Origin of the sequence: Pseudomonas prosekii (assembly GCF_900105155.1) — a bacterium.
Lineage (GTDB): Bacteria > Pseudomonadota > Gammaproteobacteria > Pseudomonadales > Pseudomonadaceae > Aquipseudomonas > Aquipseudomonas prosekii.
The window spans coordinates 575,438-592,683 of record NZ_LT629762.1; the positions used below are offsets into that span (position 1 = coordinate 575,438).

A 17,246-nucleotide genomic window follows, 5' to 3' on the forward strand; every position below is an offset into this window, starting at 1 on the left:
ATGAAACCGCTGCCGATGCGCCTCGGGGATCTGTCGGTCGGCTTCGTTAACAGCCTGGCCGATGCGGTGCGCAGTCACGGCGCCGATCCACAGCCGTTGCTCGACCAATACGGCCTGGACGCGGCCCGCCTCGGTGAGGCCGGTGCGCGGTTGTCGATTCCGCGGTACATGCGCCTTGGCCACGGCGCGATCCAGCTGACCGCCGACCCAGCACTGGGTTTGCGCATGGGCCAGTTGAGTCGGTTGAGCCAGGCCGGCCTCGCCGGGGTCACCGCCGCGCAGGCACCGACGGTTCGCGAGGCGGCGCGTTGCCTGATTCGCTTCGAAGCGTTGTACGGCTCCAACTATCGCGGCCAATCGAGCTTTCACGAAGACCCACGCGGCGCCTGGTTGCGGTTTTATTCGATCAATCCCTACAACGCCTACAACCGCTTCGTCGTCGATTCGATCATTTCCGGCTGGTTGCGGCAGTTGTCCAGCGTCAGCGCTACCGCGTTGCCAGCCGAACGCATCGACATCGAATTTGAAGCACCGCAGTATCGCGAGGCTTACAGCGTATTGGGCGATTGCCCGATCCAGTTCGGCGCCGAGCACAATCAACTGCGCCTGAGCCTGACCAGCCTCGCCCAGCGCAACCCGGAGCATTGCCCGAGCACTTGGCGGCACCTGCTGCAATTATGTGAACGCGAGCTGGAACAACTGACGCGCACCCGCAGCCTGCGTGAACGGATCATTCAGCTGTTGGGGCCGTTGCTCAACGGTGGCCGGGAACCCGACCTGGAAGAAGTGGCGGCACGCCTGAAGCTGCCAACCTGGACCTTGCGTCGCAAACTCGCCGAGGAAGGCACGCAATTTCGTGCAATTCTCAACGACACTCGCCGCGACCTGGCCATGACGTACATTCGCGACACCGAACTGGCGTTCGGCGAAATCGCCTATCTGCTGGGCTTTGCCTCAGCCGAAGCTTTTCAACGGGCCTTCAAACGCTGGAACGGCCAGACGCCCGGCGAATTTCGCCGAAGTCATCGCCAAACCGCGTGAAGGCTTAAAGCTCGGTAGCGTCTTCGGCTGGTTCCAGCGGATCCAGTTCAAATGCCGAATACTCCAGCAACTCTTCTTGATAATCGTCCATGGTGATCTCCCCTCGATTGCTCATTAAAAAAGGCCTGATCAACTGACCAGCGTCTTGAGCATAAAGTGCCCGCGTGAAAGAAAAATGACGCTCACACCGCACTTGACCGCTACTCAATAAAACGTAGCAGTCGATCAGGGATTTATCACAGGATTTTTTCGCCGCAGTGCGTAGGAAAACGCACTGCTTTGACGTCGATCAATTGGTCGGTTGGCGGCGGGAAGCGTTGCGTCTGACACGTTCCCGCTCTTTTGCGGCAGGGTCGGTTACTGGCCCGAGGATGGCATCGCCGGAATCGGCTCGCTCGGTGCGGGCATGTTGTCCGGGTGCGACGGCGTGGTGTTGGTTTCCGTGGCGGGCGCCGGTTCGGTGGTTTGTGCCGGGGTGATCGGTGCAGATTCCGCGGGCGGCGCGACGGGCTCCGAGGCCCCAGGCGCGAAGTCGACTGCGGCGGGTTCGGCGGCTGGCGCGGCTGCCGGCTCTGCGGCAGGTGCTGCGGCCGGTGTCGGCGCGGCTGCTGGGGTTGCTGCGGCCGGTGTGCCTGCCGCTGGTGCGGGCGCCAGTGCTGCCGGTGCGGCTGGCGCAGGTTTGGTTTCCGGCACGCCCAGATCGGTTTTTGGCTTCTCGACGATGTGCGCGGCTTTCTTCGCTTCTGCCGGCAGGAACAGCTCGACCAGGGTAAAGAATCGCTCATAGAACTTGGCCGACGACACGGTTTCGCTGGCCACTTTGACCATCGAATCGTCAGACGAGCCGATCGGCATCGACACCGAGCCCAACACACCGACGCCGAGACTGGCGGAGTTGTTGGTCTTCTTCAACGCATAACGGTCCTGCAAGGCGTTGGCGAACATGGTCGCGTGGTGCCCTTCGGAACCATCATCGGCGCACACCACACTGAAGCTGATCTCCATGTGCGTCTCGCCGGTTTGCTGGAAGCTTTTATGGCCGCTGATCAGTTTCGGATCGTTGCTGGTGATGATGTAACCCTGGCTGAGCAACGCGCGACGCGCGGCTTCGCAGGTCTGCACATCGGTCACTGGGTAATTGCGCGAAAACGTTCCGGAATCGTCGAAGTTCTCATGCTCATAGATGGCGGCTTTTTTCGACGAACAACCGGCAGCAACGGCCAGCACTAAAGCCAACCCGACAACACGCATGGGAATTGATCTGAACATTGAACATCCTGAGAGAAAACGGTCCGGGGCGTATTGTGCAACAGAACGATGCTTAGCGTCGCATCCATTGATGTCTTAAACCTGTTACAGGAAGTTGACCCTGATAAGCCGGAAAAGTCGCACAACCTCGCGGATTACCGATAAACCGGCGCCGAGCTTTTCCTTCATGCACAAAAAACCCCGGCGTTTCGGCCGGGGTTCTTGTGTAGCGAGCAGCTCAGTCAGCCATCAGAAACGCTTGATGTCCGCTTCGCTTTCCAACTGCTTGCGGTAGGCCGCAAAGTCTTGCTGGCCAATGCGCGAAGCGAGGAAGCGACGGTACTGAGTCTTCTCTTCTTCGGTCGGCGCTGCGGCTTCGTTCACGGCATTCAGACGCACGATCACCAGGCTACCATCGGCCAGGGTCACGCTGTTGAACGTCGGCTTGTCCTTGGCGGCAGGCTTGGGCATACGGAACAGCGCTTGCAGCACAGTCGGGTCAACCCCTTCCTGAGCGCGAGTAGCTGCTGCGGTGACTTTCCAGGTCTGGCCGTCAATGGCCTGATCCAGCGGCGTCTTGCCGTCGCGCAAACTGGCGATCAGCTCATCAGCCTTGGTCTTGGCGGCAGCAATCGCGTGCTCCTTGGCCAATTGCGTGCGGATGTTGGCGGCAACGCTTTCGAGTGGCAACTGCGCAGGCTTCAAGTGCTCCTTGGCGCGCAACACGATCACGGTTTCCGGATCGAGCTCGATGGCGGTGCTGTTGGCACCCTCATCCAGCACTTCAGGGCTGAACGCCGCAGTGATCACGGCACGGTTGGCCGCAACACCTTCGCCACCTTCACGGCCGAACGGCGCGGAAGTGTGAACGGTCAGTTTCAAGTCTTGTGCCGGCTGAGCCAGATCGGAAGCTTCAAACGAGGAGTCTTCCAATTGCTTGGTCGCCTCGACGAAACGCTGCTCGACTTGCTGGGTTTTCAGTTCACGGGTCAGTTTGGCCTTGAGGCTGTCCAACGTCGGAACTTCAGGCGCTTCAACGCCCAGCAGCTTGATCAGGTGGAAACCGAAATCAGTGCGAACCGGTTCCGATACCTGGTCCTTGGTCAACGCGTACAGGGCTTTTTCAAACGCTGGATCGTAGACACCTGGACCGGCGTAACCGAGGTCACCACCGTTGTTCGCCGAACCCGGATCCTGGGAGAATTCCTTGGCCAGAGCCTCGAACTTCTCGCCTTTGGCCAGACGCGCCTGAACTTCTTCGATTTTCGCCTTGGCTTGCGCCTCGGTCACTTTGTCGTTCGCTTCGATCAGAATGTGCGCAGCCCGGCGTTGCTCGGCCAAGTTGGCGATTTCTTTCTGATAAGCCGCTTGCAGCTCTTCGTCCTTGACGCTGACTTCATCGAAGAAGGAAGCCTTCTTCAATTCCAGGTAATCAATGACTACCTGATCCGGCGTCATGAATTCCTTGGCGTGTTCGTCGTAGTAAGCCTTGACCTCGTCGTCGGTCACTTTCACCGCAGACGGATCAACCTTGATGTTCAACGAAGCGAAATCACGCGTCTGTTTTTCCAGACGGGCGAACGCCAGAACCTGGGCGTCGGTAACAAAACCGCTGCCCGCCAGACCGGCGCGCAACTGACCGATCAGCATTTCCTGAGCCAGCATCTGGCGGAATTGCATACGGCTGTAGCCCAGTTGACGAATCACCTGGTCGAAGCGCTCAGGGCTGAACTTGCCATCCACCTGAAACTCAGGCGTCTGCAGGATCACTTGGTCCAGAGCGGCTTCGGAGAAAGCGAATTTCGATTTTTCTGCGCCTTGCAGCAGCAGTTTGCGATCGATCAGGCCTTTGAGGGCCGATTCGCGGAGCATTTTTTCGTCGAGCAACGAAGCGTCGAAATCCTTGCCCAGCTGTTGCATCAGCTGACGGCGTTGCATGTCAACAGCTTGGCTCAGCTCGTTGGTACTGATTTCTTCACCGTTGACCTTGGCCGCATCCTGGCTGTTGGTCGTCGCCTGGAAAATGGCCTCGATACCGGTGAAAGCCATCAATACAACGATGATTCCGATAATGGTCTTGGCAATCCAGCCTTGTGAATTGTCCCTGATATTCTGCAGCATGCGTCCCCCAGAAACGGTTGAACTTCAAAATTAGGCAACCGTGGAGCGTGGGTAGAATCCGGATAGAAGAAAGGCGCATCCGGGGATGCGCCTTCTCGTAACTGGCGGAGCGGACCGAGGGGTTCGAACTTGCGACCCTCGGTGTCTCAGACCAGCAATGTGCTGACTGGACTACCGCTCCGCTGCCAGGTCAGGCATGACCCCGACCCGGATAGGCAAAAACCTGAATCTGACTTAGTTGACAGCTTCTTTCAGTGCTTTACCGGCTTTGAAACCTGGTTTTTTGGCTGCAGCGATTTCCAGTGTCTTACCAGTCTGTGGGTTACGACCGATGCGAGCTGGACGATCGGTAACGGAGAACGTACCGAAACCAACCAGAACAACAGAGTCGCCAGCCTTGAGAGCGCCAGTGACGGATTCGATTACAGCGTCCAGCGCACGGCCAGCAGCAGCTTTCGGGATATCAGCGGATGCAGCGATAGCATCAATCAGTTCCGACTTGTTCACTCTAAGTCCCCTTATATCTATTTGAGTATGATTCTAAGTTTTTTGGTGAAAGCAAAAAAACGAGTGCTGAATGGCCTACAGACACTTAAGAGCCGCTTTATAACAAGGGCTCTAAAAAGCTGTCAAGGAAGCCCCCCAGGCAAATGCGTACTAATGCGTGCTAATTCTTTCCTTAGAGTCAGACTCGCGTTTTTCATCCTTTGCAACTATCTCGGGAGCCACATCCGGCAAGGGCTCCGGCGCGTATTGCAGCGCAATTTGCAGGACCTCGTCAATCCATTTAACCGGTTTAATCTGCAGATCCTGCTTAATGTTGTCAGGAATTTCCTTCAGATCACGCACGTTCTCTTCCGGAATGATCACAGTCTTGATCCCGCCACGGTGAGCCGCGAGCAGTTTTTCCTTCAGACCGCCGATGGCCAGCACTTGGCCACGCAGGGTGATTTCACCCGTCATGGCGACGTCTGCGCGCACCGGAATCCCGGTCAACGCCGATACCAGCGCCGTGCACATGCCTACACCAGCGCTAGGGCCGTCCTTCGGGGTCGCCCCTTCCGGCATGTGGATGTGCGTGTCGCGCTTCTCGTGGAAGTCCAGAGGGATCCCCAGGCTTTTCGCACGGCTGCGCACCACGGTCAGCGCAGCGGTGATCGATTCGACCATCACATCACCCAGCGAACCGGTCTTGATCAACTGGCCTTTGCCGGGTACGACAGCGGCTTCGATGGTCAGCAATTCGCCGCCCACCTGAGTCCACGCCAAGCCAGTTACCTGGCCGATCTGATCCTGCGATTCGGCCAGACCGTAGCGGTATTTGCGCACGCCGAGGAAGTGCTCGAGCATGTCCGCGGTGACCTTCACCGAGAAGCGTTTTTCCAGTGCGTGCTCTTTGACCGTCTTGCGGCACACCTTGGCAATCTGGCGCTCAAGCCCCCGTACACCGGCTTCGCGGGTGTAGTAGCGGATGATGTCGCGGATCGCTTCGGATTCGAATTCCAGCTCGCCTTTCTTCAAGCCATTGGCCTGAATCTGCTTCGGCGACAGGTACTTGACCGCGATGTTGATCTTCTCGTCTTCGGTGTAGCCCGGCAGGCGAATGACTTCCATCCGGTCCAGCAGCGCTGGCGGAATGTTCATCGAGTTCGAGGTGCACAGGAACATCACATCGGACAGATCGTAATCGACTTCCAGATAGTGATCGTTGAAGTTGTGGTTCTGCTCGGGGTCGAGCACTTCCAGCAACGCCGACGCCGGATCGCCACGCATGTCGCTGCCCATCTTGTCGATTTCATCGAGCAGGAACAGCGGGTTGCGGACCCCGACTTTTGTCATCTTTTGAATCAATCTTCCCGGCATCGAACCGATGTAAGTACGGCGATGACCACGAATTTCCGCTTCATCGCGCACGCCACCGAGGGCCATACGGACAAATTTACGGTTGGTGGCGTGCGCAATCGACTCCGCCAGCGAGGTTTTACCCACGCCAGGAGGGCCGACCAGGCACAACACCGGACCACGAATCTTCTTCACGCGCTTTTGCACGGCGAGGTATTCGAGGATGCGTTCTTTGACTTCGTCCAGACCATAGTGGTCGGCGTCGAGAATGTCTTCGGCGCGGGCAAGGTCCAGACGCACTTTGCTCTGAGCCTTCCAAGGCACCTGAACCAGCCAGTCGATGTACGAACGAACCACGGTCGCTTCGGCGGACATCGGCGACATTTGTTTCAGTTTGTTCAGCTCACCGTTGGCCTTGGCCAGGGCATCTTTGGGCAGGCCAGCGGCATCGATGCGCTTTTTCAGCTCTTCGATTTCGTTGTGGCCTTCTTCGCTGTCGCCGAGCTCTTTCTGAATGGCCTTCATCTGCTCATTCAGGTAGTACTCGCGCTGACTGCGCTCCATTTGCTTTTTGACGCGACCGCGAATGCGTTTTTCGACTTGCAGCAGATCGATCTCGGCATCCAGCAACGCCAGGACGTGCTCGACCCGGGCCGACAAATCGATGATTTCGAGGATTTCCTGCTTCTGCTCGATCTTCAGGGCCATGTGTGCGGCCATGGTGTCGACCAGGCGGCCTGGCTCGTCGATGCTGTTGAGCGACGACAGGACTTCAGCCGGGACTTTCTTGCCCAGCTGTACATATTGTTCGAACTGAGCCAACAGACTGCGGACAAACACTTCCGACTCGCGCTCTGGCGCGTCGACTTCGTCGATCAACGAGACTTCGGCACGGCAGTGGCCGTCCACTTCGCTGAAGCGCTCCACGGCGCCCCGCTGCTCGCCTTCGACCAGAACCTTGACGGTGCCGTCAGGCAGCTTGAGCAGTTGCAGAACAGTGGCGATGGTACCTACGCGATAAAGTGCTTCTTCACCGGGATCGTCGTCAGCAGGATTGCGCTGAGCCAGCAGAAGGATCTGCTTGTCGCCGGCCATCGCTGCCTCAAGGGCTTCGATGGATTTCTCGCGCCCCACGAACAGCGGGATAACCATGTGCGGATAAACCACAACATCACGCAATGGCAGGAGAGGCAATTCGATGGTTGTCTTCATGATTTCGCCTCTACGGCGGCCATAAGGCCGTAAACAGATGGATGTAAGCTTGAAACCAAGATGGGGGCTGCTTTCAAAAAAAACAAGCGTAAAGAGGGTGTTAAAACGCTTTAAAAGAAAAGGGGCCCGAAGGCCCCTTCTTTATTCCAGCAGCGTGACGCTTAAGCGTCTGGCGCTGCCTTGGCAGTCGGCTCACTGTTTTCGTAGATATACAGTGGCTTGGACTTGCCTTCGATCACGCTTTCATCGATCACTACTTTGCTCACCTCGGACTGCGAGGGGATTTCATACATAGTGTCGAGCAACACACCTTCGAGAATCGAGCGCAAGCCACGGGCACCGGTTTTGCGTTCCAGGGCACGTTTTGCGACCGATTTCAGTGCGTCGGCCCGGAATTCCAGGTCCACGCCTTCCATCTCGAACAACTTGGCGTACTGCTTGGTCAAAGCATTTTTCGGCTCGGTGAGGATCTGCATTAACGCAGCTTCATCAAGCTCGTCCAGCGTTGCAAGAACTGGCAGACGACCGACGAATTCCGGGATCAGACCGAACTTGACCAAATCGTCAGGCTCGACTTCACGCAGGGATTCACCGACTTTCTTGCCTTCTTCCTTGCTGCGCACTTCTGCGTTGAAACCGATGCCGCCCTTGGTGGAACGGTTTTGAATAACCTTTTCCAGACCGGAGAACGCACCACCGCAGATGAACAGGATGTTACGGGTGTCGACCTGCAGGAATTCCTGCTGCGGATGCTTGCGACCACCTTGCGGCGGGACGGAAGCGACCGTGCCTTCGATCAACTTGAGCAAGGCTTGCTGCACGCCTTCACCGGAAACGTCCCGGGTGATCGACGGGTTATCAGACTTGCGCGAGATCTTGTCGATCTCATCGATGTAGACAATGCCCATCTGGGCCTTTTCCACGTCGTAATCGCACTTCTGCAGCAGCTTCTGAATGATGTTCTCGACATCTTCGCCGACATAACCCGCCTCGGTGAGGGTGGTTGCGTCGGCGATGGTGAACGGAACGTTCAGCAAACGAGCCAGTGTTTCGGCAAGCAGGGTTTTACCCGAGCCTGTCGGGCCGATCAGCAAGATGTTGCTTTTGCCGAGTTCGACGTCGTCATTCTTTTTGTCACGCTGGTTCAAGCGTTTGTAGTGGTTGTACACCGCTACGGCCAAAACCTTTTTCGCACGCTCCTGACCAATGACGTACTGGTCAAGGATGCCGCTGATTTCTTTAGGCGAAGGCAATTTATGCGCGCTGCTTTCGGCCTGGGCTTCCTGCACCTCCTCGCGGATGATGTCATTGCACAGGTCGACGCACTCGTCGCAGATAAAGACCGAGGGGCCGGCAATCAATTTGCGCACTTCATGCTGGCTTTTGCCACAGAAGGAGCAATAGAGCAGCTTGCCGTTGTCCTCGCCGTTGCGGGTGTCAGTCATTCGTTCGATCCAAATCCGATAGGCTTGCAACACAAGATGAAGGCTATTGCGGGCTTTTTCAAGCCCGCTGGTGATCGGAGCAACCGACCAGCCTTATTTTGAGCTGCTTATTTTAAGCCGGGCGCTGTTCGATCACTTCATCGATCAACCCGTACTCACGCGCGGCTTGTGCACTCATGAAGTTGTCGCGGTTGGTATCGCGCTCGATTTCTTCAAGGGTGTGCCCGCTATGCTTGGCCATCAGCGTGTTGAGACGCTCACGAATGAAGAGGATTTCCTTGGCATGGATTTCGATATCCGAAGCCTGACCCTGGAAACCGCCCAATGGCTGGTGAATCATCACACGCGAGTTCGGCAGGCAGAAACGCTTGCCGGCAGCACCTGCGGTCAGCAGGAACGCGCCCATGCTGCAGGCCTGGCCGATGCAGGTGGTCGATACGTTTGGCTTGATGAACTGCATGGTGTCGTAGATCGACATGCCCGCTGTCACCGAACCGCCCGGGGAGTTGATATAGAGATGGATGTCCTTGTCCGGGTTTTCCGCTTCAAGGAACAGCAGTTGCGCACAGATCAGGTTAGCCATGTAGTCCTCTACCGGGCCAACCAGAAAAATCACTCGCTCCTTGAGAAGACGCGAATAAATGTCGTAAGCGCGCTCGCCACGAGCAGACTGCTCGACAACCATCGGGACCAGGCCGCCAGCGGCCTGGATATCTGAGTTCTGCTGAATATACGAATTACGGAACATGCTCTGCAGTCACTCCCAAATAGTTATGTCTTGAATACGCATAAGCCAGCGCGAAGGCTGGCTTATGGTGATTACTTCTTAACGCTAAAACGATCAGTCGGCTTGTGGAGCTTCAACCGGTTTGACTGCTTCTTCGTAAGAGACCGACTTATCGGTCACACTAGCTTTCTGCAGAACAGTATCCACAACTTGTTCTTCCAGCACAACCGAACGAACTTCGTTCAGTTGCTGGTCGTTCTTGTAGTACCAGGACACAACCTGCTCAGGCTCTTGGTAGGCCGAAGCCATTTCCTGAATCATTTCGCGAACGCGGGCTTCGTCAGGCTTGAGGTCGAATTGCTTGACCACTTCAGCCACGATCAGACCCAGTACAACGCGGCGCTTGGCCTGTTCTTCGAACAGCTCGGCAGGCAGTTGGTCAGGCTTGATGTTGCCGCCGAACTGCTGAACAGCCTGCACGCGCAGACGGTCAACTTCGGTGGACAGGAGAGCCTTAGGCACTTCGATCGGGTTGGTGGCCAGCAGACCGTCCATTACCTGATTCTTGACCTTGGATTTGATCGCCTGACGCAGCTCGCGCTCCATGTTCTTGCGAACTTCGGTGCGGAAGCCTTCCAGGCCAGTTTCCTTGATACCGAACTGAGCGAAGAATTCTTCGGTCAGCTCAGGCAGTTTTGGCTCGGAAACAGTGTTCACGGTAACGGTGAACTCGGCAGTTTTGCCGGCCAGGTCGAGGTTCTGATAGTCCTCTGGGAAAGTCAGGTTCAGAACGCGTTCTTCGCCAGCTTTAGCGCCAACCAGACCGTCTTCGAAACCAGGGATCATGCGACCCGAACCCAGTACCAGCTGAGTGCCTTTGGCGGAACCGCCAGCGAACACTTCGCCGTCAACCTTGCCAACGAAATCGATGTTCAGTTGGTCTTCGTTCTGGGCAGCGCGTTCGGCCACTTCAAAACGGGTGTTCTGCTTGCGCAGGATTTCGAGCATTTTGTCCAGGTCAGCGTCAGCCACGTCAGCGCTCAGGCGCTCAACGTTGATGCCTTCGAAACCGGCAACGGTGAACTCAGGGAACACTTCGAAAACTGCAACGTATTCCAGATCCTTGCCAGCTTCGATCGATTTAGGCTCGATCGAAGGAGCGCCAGCCGGGTTCAGCTTCTGCTCGACTACAGCTTCGTAGAAGGAGGACTGGATGACGTCGCCAACAGCTTCCTGACGTGCATCAGCACCGAAACGGCGCTTGATTTCACTCATTGGCACTTTGCCTGGACGGAAGCCAGCAATCTTGGCCTTTTGGGCGGTCTGCTGCAGACGCTTGTTGACCTGAGTCTCGATGCGCTCAGCCGGCACGGTGATGCTCATGCGGCGCTCAAGAGCAGAAGTATTTTCAACAGAAACTTGCATGGATATTCCTCGTTGCACAGACGTTAGCCGGCCGTTTCCGACCCCAGAATCAAGGGCATGCATTCTAGTGGGTCAAACTCAAGAAGTCACCCTACTGAAAAAGGGTAAAAAAACAGCAGGCAATTTATAGGCGAGGGACAAACGGTTGCGCCTCGCCCTGTTCGCAAATACAGCCAATCAAGCCAGGGCTCTGCGCCAACCCTTCTATATAAAGAAGAAGTTGCCAGTCATCTCCCTGACAACCGACCTTGCGAGCAAGGCCGGCGGGCGGCGCGGCATCATCGGGAAACATAAATACGACGAAGCACCCCACCACTGCGACCCGGAATTGCAGCCGCTGAATACTCGAACCGCTAAAACAAAAAAGGCGCCAGACTGTTAAATCTGGCGCCTCTCGAAATATGGGGTGGACGAAGGGGATCGAACCCTCGACAACGGGAGTCACAATCCCGTGCTCTACCAACTGAGCTACGCCCACCATATAGCCTGACAAAGAAGCCAAACAACCTTCCTTGCTGCGCCCCAACCAGGCCAATGGCCCGAGTGAAGCTTTATTTGGTGCGGATGAAGAGACTCGAACTCTTACACCTTGCGGCGCTGGAACCTAAATCCAGTGTGTCTACCAATTCCACCACATCCGCGTTTGAAGCTGTTAAAGCAAAGGCGCCAGACTGTTAATCTGGCGCCTTTCGAAATATGGGGTGGACGAAGGGGATCGAACCCTCGACAACGGGAGTCACAATCCCGTGCTCTACCAACTGAGCTACGCCCACCATATTGCGCTACTTGTGCCAAAGTTGCCTAATGGCGCACCCGGCAGGACTCGAACCTGCGACCATCCGCTTAGAAGGCGGATGCTCTATCCAGCTGAGCTACGGGCGCCTTATTAATCTGTACTCTTGGAGGACTACAAACTAAGTGCTTCCAGTCTCGCAGAACCGTAATCCCGCTTGACCTTCTCATCCAGTGCTAGGCTGTGCCCGACAAGTGCGACGAATAGTATAGAGCGGCCTAAAGTCCGTCAAATCCTTTTTAAAAAAAATTCATTTAATTAAAGGGCTTAGAGGAATTTGCAGACCAAGCGCCTTTGCCCTCGGCGCCTGACATGCGAGAATGCGCCCTCTTTTTTTCCCCTCTCGATGGTTAATCACGCGCAATGACTGCACAACTAATCGACGGCAAGTCAATCGCCGCCAGCCTGCGCCAGCAGATCGCCAAACGAGTTGCCGAGCGTCGCCAGCAAGGTCTGCGCACGCCCGGCCTCGCGGTGATCCTGGTCGGCAGCGATCCTGCCTCTCAGGTTTATGTCTCGCACAAGCGTAAAGACTGTGAAGAGGTCGGCTTTCTATCCCAAGCCTACGACCTGCCTGCTGACACCACTCAACAAGCACTGACCGAACTGATCGATCGCCTCAACGACGACCCGGCCATCGATGGCGTGCTGCTGCAGCTGCCATTGCCTGCGCACCTCGATGCTTCGAAATTGCTTGAGCGCATTCGCCCGGACAAAGACGTCGACGGCTTCCACCCTTATAACGTCGGCCGTCTGGCACAGCGCATTCCACTGCTGCGCCCGTGCACACCAAAAGGCATCATGACCTTGCTCGAAAGCACTGGCGCCGACCTTTACGGGATGGACGCAGTGATCGTCGGTGCGTCCAACATCGTCGGCCGCCCGATGGCGATGGAACTGCTGCTGGCCGGCTGCACCGTCACCGTCACCCACCGTTTCACCAAAGACCTGGCCGGCCACGTCGGCCGCGCCGATCTGGTCGTTGTCGCTGCGGGCAAGCCAGGCCTGGTCAAAGGTGAGTGGATCAAGCAAGGCGCGATCGTGATCGACGTCGGCATCAACCGTCAGGACGACGGCAAGCTGGTCGGCGACGTGATTTACGAAACCGCCCTGCCCCGCGCAGGCTGGATCACCCCAGTGCCGGGCGGCGTTGGCCCGATGACGCGCGCCTGCCTGCTGGAAAACACTTTGTACGCGGCAGAAACCCTGCACGACTGAGTTGTTTTGCTGCGCTCATAGAGCCCCGACCAGTGCGGGGCTTTGTTGTTTTCGCGGTGTGTATTTTTAGCGAACAAACGCATCAATTGCGCCAACCCCGCCCTCACCAGAGATTAAATTTTCTTCATCTAAAGCCCGTGCCGCACAGGCGTGTGGCGCTTTATTGGCTCATACTCATAAAATGCGTCGTTTTGATGAAACAGCCCGTAACAAAACGGCATATCCACCCTTTATGAGTTCGCCCGCGTGAAAATCCGTCTTTCCATCCTGAGTCTATTTTTTGCATTTACAGGGACGTTCATCACGCCAATGGCCAGCGCCGCAGAAACCACTGCCGCGCCCCGAGACGCTTCGCAATTGAAAATCGCTTCCGGCAGCGCACTGCTGCTGGATCTGCAAACCAACAAAGTCATCTATTCGAGCAACCCCGACGTTGTCGTGCCGATTGCTTCAGTGAGCAAACTGATGACCGGCCTGGTGGTGGTTGAAGCCCGCCAGAACATGGACGAATACATTAACGTCGACATCAGCCACACGCCGGAAATGAAAGGTGTGTTTTCGCGGGTCAAACTCAACAGCGAATTGCCGCGCAAGAAGATGCTGCTGATTGCGTTGATGTCTTCGGAAAACCGCGCCGCTGCTACCCTCGCTCACCACTACCCGGGCGGATACGTGGCGTTTATTGCCGCGATGAACGCCAAAGCCAAGGCGCTGGGCATGACCAGCACGCACTTTGTCGAACCCACCGGCCTGTCGCCGCGCAACGTCTCGACGGCACGCGACTTGAGTAAGCTGCTGATCGCCGCGCGCAAATATCCGCTGCTGACCGAGCTGACCACCACCAAGGAAGCCACCGTCGCGTTCCGCAAACCCAACTACACGTTGGGTTTCAATAACACCGACCACTTGGTGAAAAAGCCCAACTGGGACATCAAGATCACCAAGACCGGTTTCACCAATGAAGCCGGGCATTGTCTGGTGTTGGTGACCAGCATGGGCAATCGCCCGGTGGCCCTGGTGATTCTCGACGCCTTCGGCAAATACACGCATTTCGCCGACGCCAGCCGCATCCGCAGTTGGGTCGAAACTGGCCGCAGCGTCGACGCACCATCGGTGGCCTTGCAATACAAAGCCGCGAAAAATCTCAAACAGCGCCAGAGCGGCGTGGTTGAAGCCTCGAAATAGCCGGGCGTCCGCCAATAGACCCCCAACAAAAAGCCCCGAACATTCGGGGCTTTTTGCAGGTGGACGAAAGATCAGTCGTTGGGCAACGGCATCTCATCGTCATTGGGAATGCCATCGCCATCGCTCGGATGTTTCGAACCATGCGCAGGATCAGTCGGTGTCACCAACGGCCGGGCCAGCGGATCGCGCAGCGGACTGTTCGGGTCCATCGCCCCGCCCACGTCCTCTTCGGGAGTGGTTGGAACACTGTCCGGACGTTTGTCATTGAAACTCGAATCGGTAGACATGAGTCACCTCATTGCGATTGCGCGTCAGGTTTCAGGTCACCCAGCGGATCGTAAGGCTTGGCCGGCTTCTTTTCGTCCTCGCCCGGCTTGATGTCTCTCGGGGCCTTGGCTGGCCCGATAGGGTCAACCTGCGGGTCCGCAACATCGGGCGAATCGGGATCGAAACCCAGATCATCGCCAGACGAATGCTCGGACGAATGTGGGCCATCTGGGGAATTGGAATGTGCCATGGACGCCTCCTTGGGTCTGGCCCGGAGGAATCCGGGCCTTACTCATATGAGGCGCGCGGCACGCGACGGTGCCCGAAACATGACGAACGGAGCCTTCAGCGCAAATAGCAGCTACTGAGCCTGCAATGCTTTGCTTGCCCGCGCGGCGGCCTGTTCCTGCCCGGCCTGGCCTAAATCGTTGGCGGCCTTGAGCCAGCGCGGCCCGTCGACCTTGGCCGGCAGCTGATTCGGCTTCTGGATCAAAACCGCCCAGCCGCCAGCATCCTTGAAGGCAGACTCAAACGAATTGAAGTCCATCAGCAATCGCCGATTCATCCCGGCACGCAGCAGCACGGTCTGCTTCTGCCGGTTGTAACCGGCGAGGATCGCGTAACGCGGTTCGGCCCAGAATGCCGAGCCTTCGGTGAACCGCACCATCACCGGATACCCGGCCGCGACTTGGGTCAGCAGCGCCGACAGATTGCCGTCGAGCGGGTACACGACCATGCCGTATTCACGGGCAAGGTTCTGCATGTTCTGCTGCAACTGCGCCTCGGCGCCCGGTAACTTCAGCGGTTTTTCGAGCAGCCCCGGGGTGATCACGATGCCTTGTTGCGACAACATGCTGGCCAGCACCTGCGGCCCACTCTGATTGGCCTGCCCGCGATAAAACGTACCGCTGAGTTCCACGCGTTCCGGCAGTTGCCGAACCTCTGGCGCCACGCTGCCCGCGCATCCTGCCAGCGCGGCAACGCAACCGATCGCCAGCATTAAAGATCGAATTCCAGACATTACCCGCACCATCATCACTCGCTTGTTCAGACGCCAGGCAATCACGCCCCTGGCTTGGGCCACCGATCATAGGTCGCCATGACGCAGCGGTATAGCCTAAACCGGCAGTTGTTTGCATTCGATAGAGCGAACTGGCTGGAGACAGTCGACCTTTGGTCAATAGCCTGAAACACGCTAACGACTAGACTGTCATTTGAAAGACGTGGTGGGCCCGATGCAGGGCGAAGAGGAGGCACCGATGAGCCTGACAATGACAATCATAATGCTCGTATGTGGCTGGCTGGCCGTGGCCGCCGCCATGCTGTGGGGCGTGCTGCGCATTACCCGCCGCCACCATCACCCGCAAGAACAAGCGATGCCCGACGCGAAAACCGAGCAAACACCGCCCCGCCCCGCCACCGCGCACTGATCATTCTTTAGCAAAATCCCATAGGTGCATTTTGCGTATGTAGCAGCTGCCGAGCCTGCGAGGCTGCGTTGGGCTGCGAAGCGGCCCCCCGAGGGCGCTCCTTCGGACCGCAACGCAGCCTCGTGCCTCGGCAGCTGCTACAAGAGATCTTTATTTATCTAGATTTCTTTGAGAACGCTGACCCAATTAACAAAACGGCCGCCTGAACTCTCGCGAGTACAAGCGGCCGTTGGTTTCTGGCGCGGATCAGACTTTAGCGGCGCTGCGCTTCTGCTTGGCCCGTCGAGACATCATGTTCAAGCACTCGATCGTCGCCGAGAACGCCATGGCGGCATATACGTAGCCTTTCGGTACGTGAGCGCCGAAGCCCTCTGCAATCAACGTCATGCCGATCATGATCAGGAAGCCCAGAGCCAGCATCACCACCGTCGGGTTGTCGTTGATGAACTTGGCCAGCGGGTCAGCCGCCAACAACATCACCAGCACCGACACCACCACCGCGATGATCATGATCGGCAAATGCTCGGTCATGCCGACAGCGGTAATGATGCTGTCGATCGAGAACACCAGGTCGAGCAACAGGATCTGCCCGATCGCGGCGGCAAAACCCAACGTCACGGTAGACGTCGCCGACTTCGGATCTTCCGGCGCCGGGTCCATGCTGTGGTGAATCTCGGTGGTCGCTTTCCACAACAGGAACAGGCCACCGGCGACCAGGATAATGTCCTTCCACGAAAACGCGTGGCCGAGCAGCTCGATCACCGGGGTGGTCAGCTGGACGATGAACGCGATGGTGCTCAGCAGGCCCAATCGCAGGATCAGCGCCATGCCGATCCCGATGCGCCGCGCTTTCTGCCGATGTTGCTCGGGCAGTTTGTTGGTCAGGATCGAGATGAAAATCAGGTTATCGATGCCGAGCACGATTTCCATTACCACCAACGTCGCCAGGGCGATCCAGGCAGTTGGGCTGGCGGCTAGCTCTAAAAGGTATTCCATGGGTCAGTCCTGACTCGTTGTGATTCGGGGTTAGATTTCCTGAGACGAAGACGTCGATTGCTCTTCATCTTCGGCCGAGGATGGTTTCTTGCTGATCAGCCCGCCAGTGGCATCGCTGAGCGCCTGTTCAGCGGCCTTATGCGTGTCGTCAATCGCCTGTTTGGCGGATTCGGCAGCCTTGCCCATCAGTTGCTGCGCACTCTTTTCAGCCTGATCACACCCGGCCAGTACCAGTAAAGACGTGAACAGCAGGGCCGTAGCGGTAAATTTCATGACGCTCTCCTTGTATAACGGAC

General features: G+C 57.1%; 17 protein-coding genes and 4 tRNA genes. 5 read left to right on the forward strand and 16 right to left on the reverse strand.

What is annotated here, in order from left to right; translation table 11 throughout:
• A complete protein-coding gene (locus tag BLU01_RS02635) occupies window positions 1-1,041 on the forward strand; it encodes an AraC family transcriptional regulator (protein ID WP_092270452.1) in 1,041 nt (346 codons plus the stop codon).
• Between the two features lie 357 nt (window positions 1,042-1,398).
• On the opposite strand, the gene BLU01_RS02640 is transcribed toward BLU01_RS02635, so the two are convergent.
• From BLU01_RS02640 to tig, 7 genes are all read right to left on the reverse strand, one after another.
• The gene (locus BLU01_RS02640; protein WP_092270455.1) at window positions 1,399-2,310 is read right to left on the reverse strand and encodes a DUF2242 domain-containing protein; all 912 of its coding nucleotides are present in this window, start codon (window positions 2,308-2,310) and stop codon (window positions 1,399-1,401) included.
• A gap of 228 nt (window positions 2,311-2,538) precedes the next feature.
• Window positions 2,539-4,410: a SurA N-terminal domain-containing protein gene (locus BLU01_RS02645; protein WP_092270458.1), complete on the reverse strand. Its 1,872-nt coding sequence runs from the start codon at window positions 4,408-4,410 to the stop codon at window positions 2,539-2,541.
• Window positions 4,411-4,644: 234 nt separating this feature from the next.
• Complete coding sequence (locus BLU01_RS02650; RefSeq protein WP_002552737.1) at window positions 4,645-4,917, reverse strand: HU family DNA-binding protein; 273 nt, start codon at window positions 4,915-4,917, stop codon at window positions 4,645-4,647.
• A gap of 150 nt (window positions 4,918-5,067) precedes the next feature.
• Entirely contained in the window at window positions 5,068-7,464 is a 2,397-nt protein-coding gene (gene lon / locus BLU01_RS02655) for an endopeptidase La (RefSeq protein ID WP_092270461.1), read from the reverse strand.
• Between the two features lie 161 nt (window positions 7,465-7,625).
• Entirely contained in the window at window positions 7,626-8,909 is a 1,284-nt protein-coding gene (gene clpX / locus BLU01_RS02660) for an ATP-dependent Clp protease ATP-binding subunit ClpX (RefSeq protein ID WP_007901798.1), read from the reverse strand.
• Window positions 8,910-9,021: 112 nt separating this feature from the next.
• Complete coding sequence (clpP, locus tag BLU01_RS02665) at window positions 9,022-9,657, reverse strand: ATP-dependent Clp endopeptidase proteolytic subunit ClpP (protein WP_092270463.1); 636 nt, start codon at window positions 9,655-9,657, stop codon at window positions 9,022-9,024.
• Between the two features lie 93 nt (window positions 9,658-9,750).
• On the reverse strand, window positions 9,751-11,061 hold the full coding sequence (tig, locus tag BLU01_RS02670; protein WP_092270466.1) for a trigger factor: 1,311 nt from the start codon (window positions 11,059-11,061) through the stop codon (window positions 9,751-9,753).
• Window positions 11,062-11,206: 145 nt separating this feature from the next.
• Here tig and BLU01_RS27495 point away from each other — a divergent pair, with 145 nt between their 5' ends.
• Complete coding sequence (locus BLU01_RS27495) at window positions 11,207-11,443, forward strand: hypothetical protein (protein ID WP_157720139.1); 237 nt, start codon at window positions 11,207-11,209, stop codon at window positions 11,441-11,443.
• 20 nt (window positions 11,444-11,463) lie between these two features.
• On the opposite strand, the gene BLU01_RS02675 is transcribed toward BLU01_RS27495, so the two are convergent.
• The 4 genes from BLU01_RS02675 to BLU01_RS02690 all read right to left on the reverse strand — a co-directional run bounded on the left by BLU01_RS02675 (window position 11,464) and on the right by BLU01_RS02690 (window position 11,943).
• Window positions 11,464-11,539: transfer RNA gene (locus tag BLU01_RS02675), tRNA-His, on the reverse strand.
• 78 nt (window positions 11,540-11,617) lie between these two features.
• Window positions 11,618-11,702: transfer RNA gene (locus tag BLU01_RS02680), tRNA-Leu, on the reverse strand.
• A gap of 56 nt (window positions 11,703-11,758) precedes the next feature.
• A tRNA-His gene (locus BLU01_RS02685) sits at window positions 11,759-11,834 on the reverse strand.
• Window positions 11,835-11,866: 32 nt separating this feature from the next.
• Window positions 11,867-11,943: transfer RNA gene (locus tag BLU01_RS02690), tRNA-Arg, on the reverse strand.
• Window positions 11,944-12,217: 274 nt separating this feature from the next.
• On the opposite strand from BLU01_RS02690, the gene folD reads away from it, so the two are divergent.
• Both folD and pbpG read left to right on the forward strand, forming a co-directional pair.
• A complete protein-coding gene (folD, locus tag BLU01_RS02695; RefSeq protein WP_092270469.1) occupies window positions 12,218-13,072 on the forward strand; it encodes a bifunctional methylenetetrahydrofolate dehydrogenase/methenyltetrahydrofolate cyclohydrolase FolD in 855 nt (284 codons plus the stop codon).
• Between the two features lie 246 nt (window positions 13,073-13,318).
• Entirely contained in the window at window positions 13,319-14,257 is a 939-nt protein-coding gene (gene pbpG / locus BLU01_RS02700) for a D-alanyl-D-alanine endopeptidase (RefSeq protein ID WP_092270472.1), read from the forward strand.
• Between the two features lie 71 nt (window positions 14,258-14,328).
• Here pbpG and BLU01_RS02705 read toward each other — a convergent pair whose 3' ends face one another.
• The 3 genes from BLU01_RS02705 to BLU01_RS02715 all read right to left on the reverse strand — a co-directional run bounded on the left by BLU01_RS02705 (window position 14,329) and on the right by BLU01_RS02715 (window position 15,557).
• Complete coding sequence (locus BLU01_RS02705; protein ID WP_092270474.1) at window positions 14,329-14,544, reverse strand: hypothetical protein; 216 nt, start codon at window positions 14,542-14,544, stop codon at window positions 14,329-14,331.
• Between the two features lie 8 nt (window positions 14,545-14,552).
• A complete protein-coding gene (locus tag BLU01_RS02710; RefSeq protein WP_092270477.1) occupies window positions 14,553-14,774 on the reverse strand; it encodes a DUF6021 family protein in 222 nt (73 codons plus the stop codon).
• A gap of 111 nt (window positions 14,775-14,885) precedes the next feature.
• Window positions 14,886-15,557, reverse strand: coding sequence for a peptidase C39 family protein (locus BLU01_RS02715; protein ID WP_092281438.1), 672 nt, complete (start codon window positions 15,555-15,557; stop codon window positions 14,886-14,888).
• Window positions 15,558-15,759: 202 nt separating this feature from the next.
• On the opposite strand from BLU01_RS02715, the gene BLU01_RS02720 reads away from it, so the two are divergent.
• A complete protein-coding gene (locus BLU01_RS02720) occupies window positions 15,760-15,954 on the forward strand; it encodes a hypothetical protein (protein ID WP_092281440.1) in 195 nt (64 codons plus the stop codon).
• Window positions 15,955-16,200: 246 nt separating this feature from the next.
• Here the strand turns inward: BLU01_RS02720 and BLU01_RS02725 are convergent, their stop codons facing one another.
• The gene (locus tag BLU01_RS02725; protein ID WP_092270480.1) at window positions 16,201-16,950 is read right to left on the reverse strand and encodes a TerC family protein; all 750 of its coding nucleotides are present in this window, start codon (window positions 16,948-16,950) and stop codon (window positions 16,201-16,203) included.
• Between the two features lie 30 nt (window positions 16,951-16,980).
• Complete coding sequence (locus tag BLU01_RS02730) at window positions 16,981-17,223, reverse strand: hypothetical protein (RefSeq protein WP_092270485.1); 243 nt, start codon at window positions 17,221-17,223, stop codon at window positions 16,981-16,983.
• Between the last annotated feature and the right edge of the window lie 23 nt (window positions 17,224-17,246).

Bases quoted from the DNA above. Each gene is read 5' to 3' on its own strand.
- BLU01_RS02635 (WP_092270452.1), top strand. From the start codon at position 1: ATGAAACCGCTGCCGATGCGCCTCGGGGATCTGTCGGTCGGCTTCGTT.
- BLU01_RS02640 (WP_092270455.1), bottom strand. From the start codon at position 2,310: ATGTTCAGATCAATTCCCATGCGTGTTGTCGGGTTGGCTTTAGTGCTG.
- BLU01_RS02645 (WP_092270458.1), bottom strand. From the start codon at position 4,410: ATGCTGCAGAATATCAGGGACAATTCACAAGGCTGGATTGCCAAGACC.
- lon (WP_092270461.1), bottom strand. From the start codon at position 7,464: ATGAAGACAACCATCGAATTGCCTCTCCTGCCATTGCGTGATGTTGTG.
- clpX (WP_007901798.1), bottom strand. From the start codon at position 8,909: ATGACTGACACCCGCAACGGCGAGGACAACGGCAAGCTGCTCTATTGC.
- clpP (WP_092270463.1), bottom strand. From the start codon at position 9,657: ATGTTCCGTAATTCGTATATTCAGCAGAACTCAGATATCCAGGCCGCT.
- tig (WP_092270466.1), bottom strand. From the start codon at position 11,061: ATGCAAGTTTCTGTTGAAAATACTTCTGCTCTTGAGCGCCGCATGAGC.
- folD (WP_092270469.1), top strand. From the start codon at position 12,218: ATGACTGCACAACTAATCGACGGCAAGTCAATCGCCGCCAGCCTGCGC.
- BLU01_RS02705 (WP_092270474.1), bottom strand. From the start codon at position 14,544: ATGTCTACCGATTCGAGTTTCAATGACAAACGTCCGGACAGTGTTCCA.
- BLU01_RS02710 (WP_092270477.1), bottom strand. From the start codon at position 14,774: ATGGCACATTCCAATTCCCCAGATGGCCCACATTCGTCCGAGCATTCG.
- BLU01_RS02715 (WP_092281438.1), bottom strand. From the start codon at position 15,557: ATGGTGCGGGTAATGTCTGGAATTCGATCTTTAATGCTGGCGATCGGT.
- BLU01_RS02720 (WP_092281440.1), top strand. From the start codon at position 15,760: ATGCAGGGCGAAGAGGAGGCACCGATGAGCCTGACAATGACAATCATA.
- BLU01_RS02725 (WP_092270480.1), bottom strand. From the start codon at position 16,950: ATGGAATACCTTTTAGAGCTAGCCGCCAGCCCAACTGCCTGGATCGCC.
- BLU01_RS02730 (WP_092270485.1), bottom strand. From the start codon at position 17,223: ATGAAATTTACCGCTACGGCCCTGCTGTTCACGTCTTTACTGGTACTG.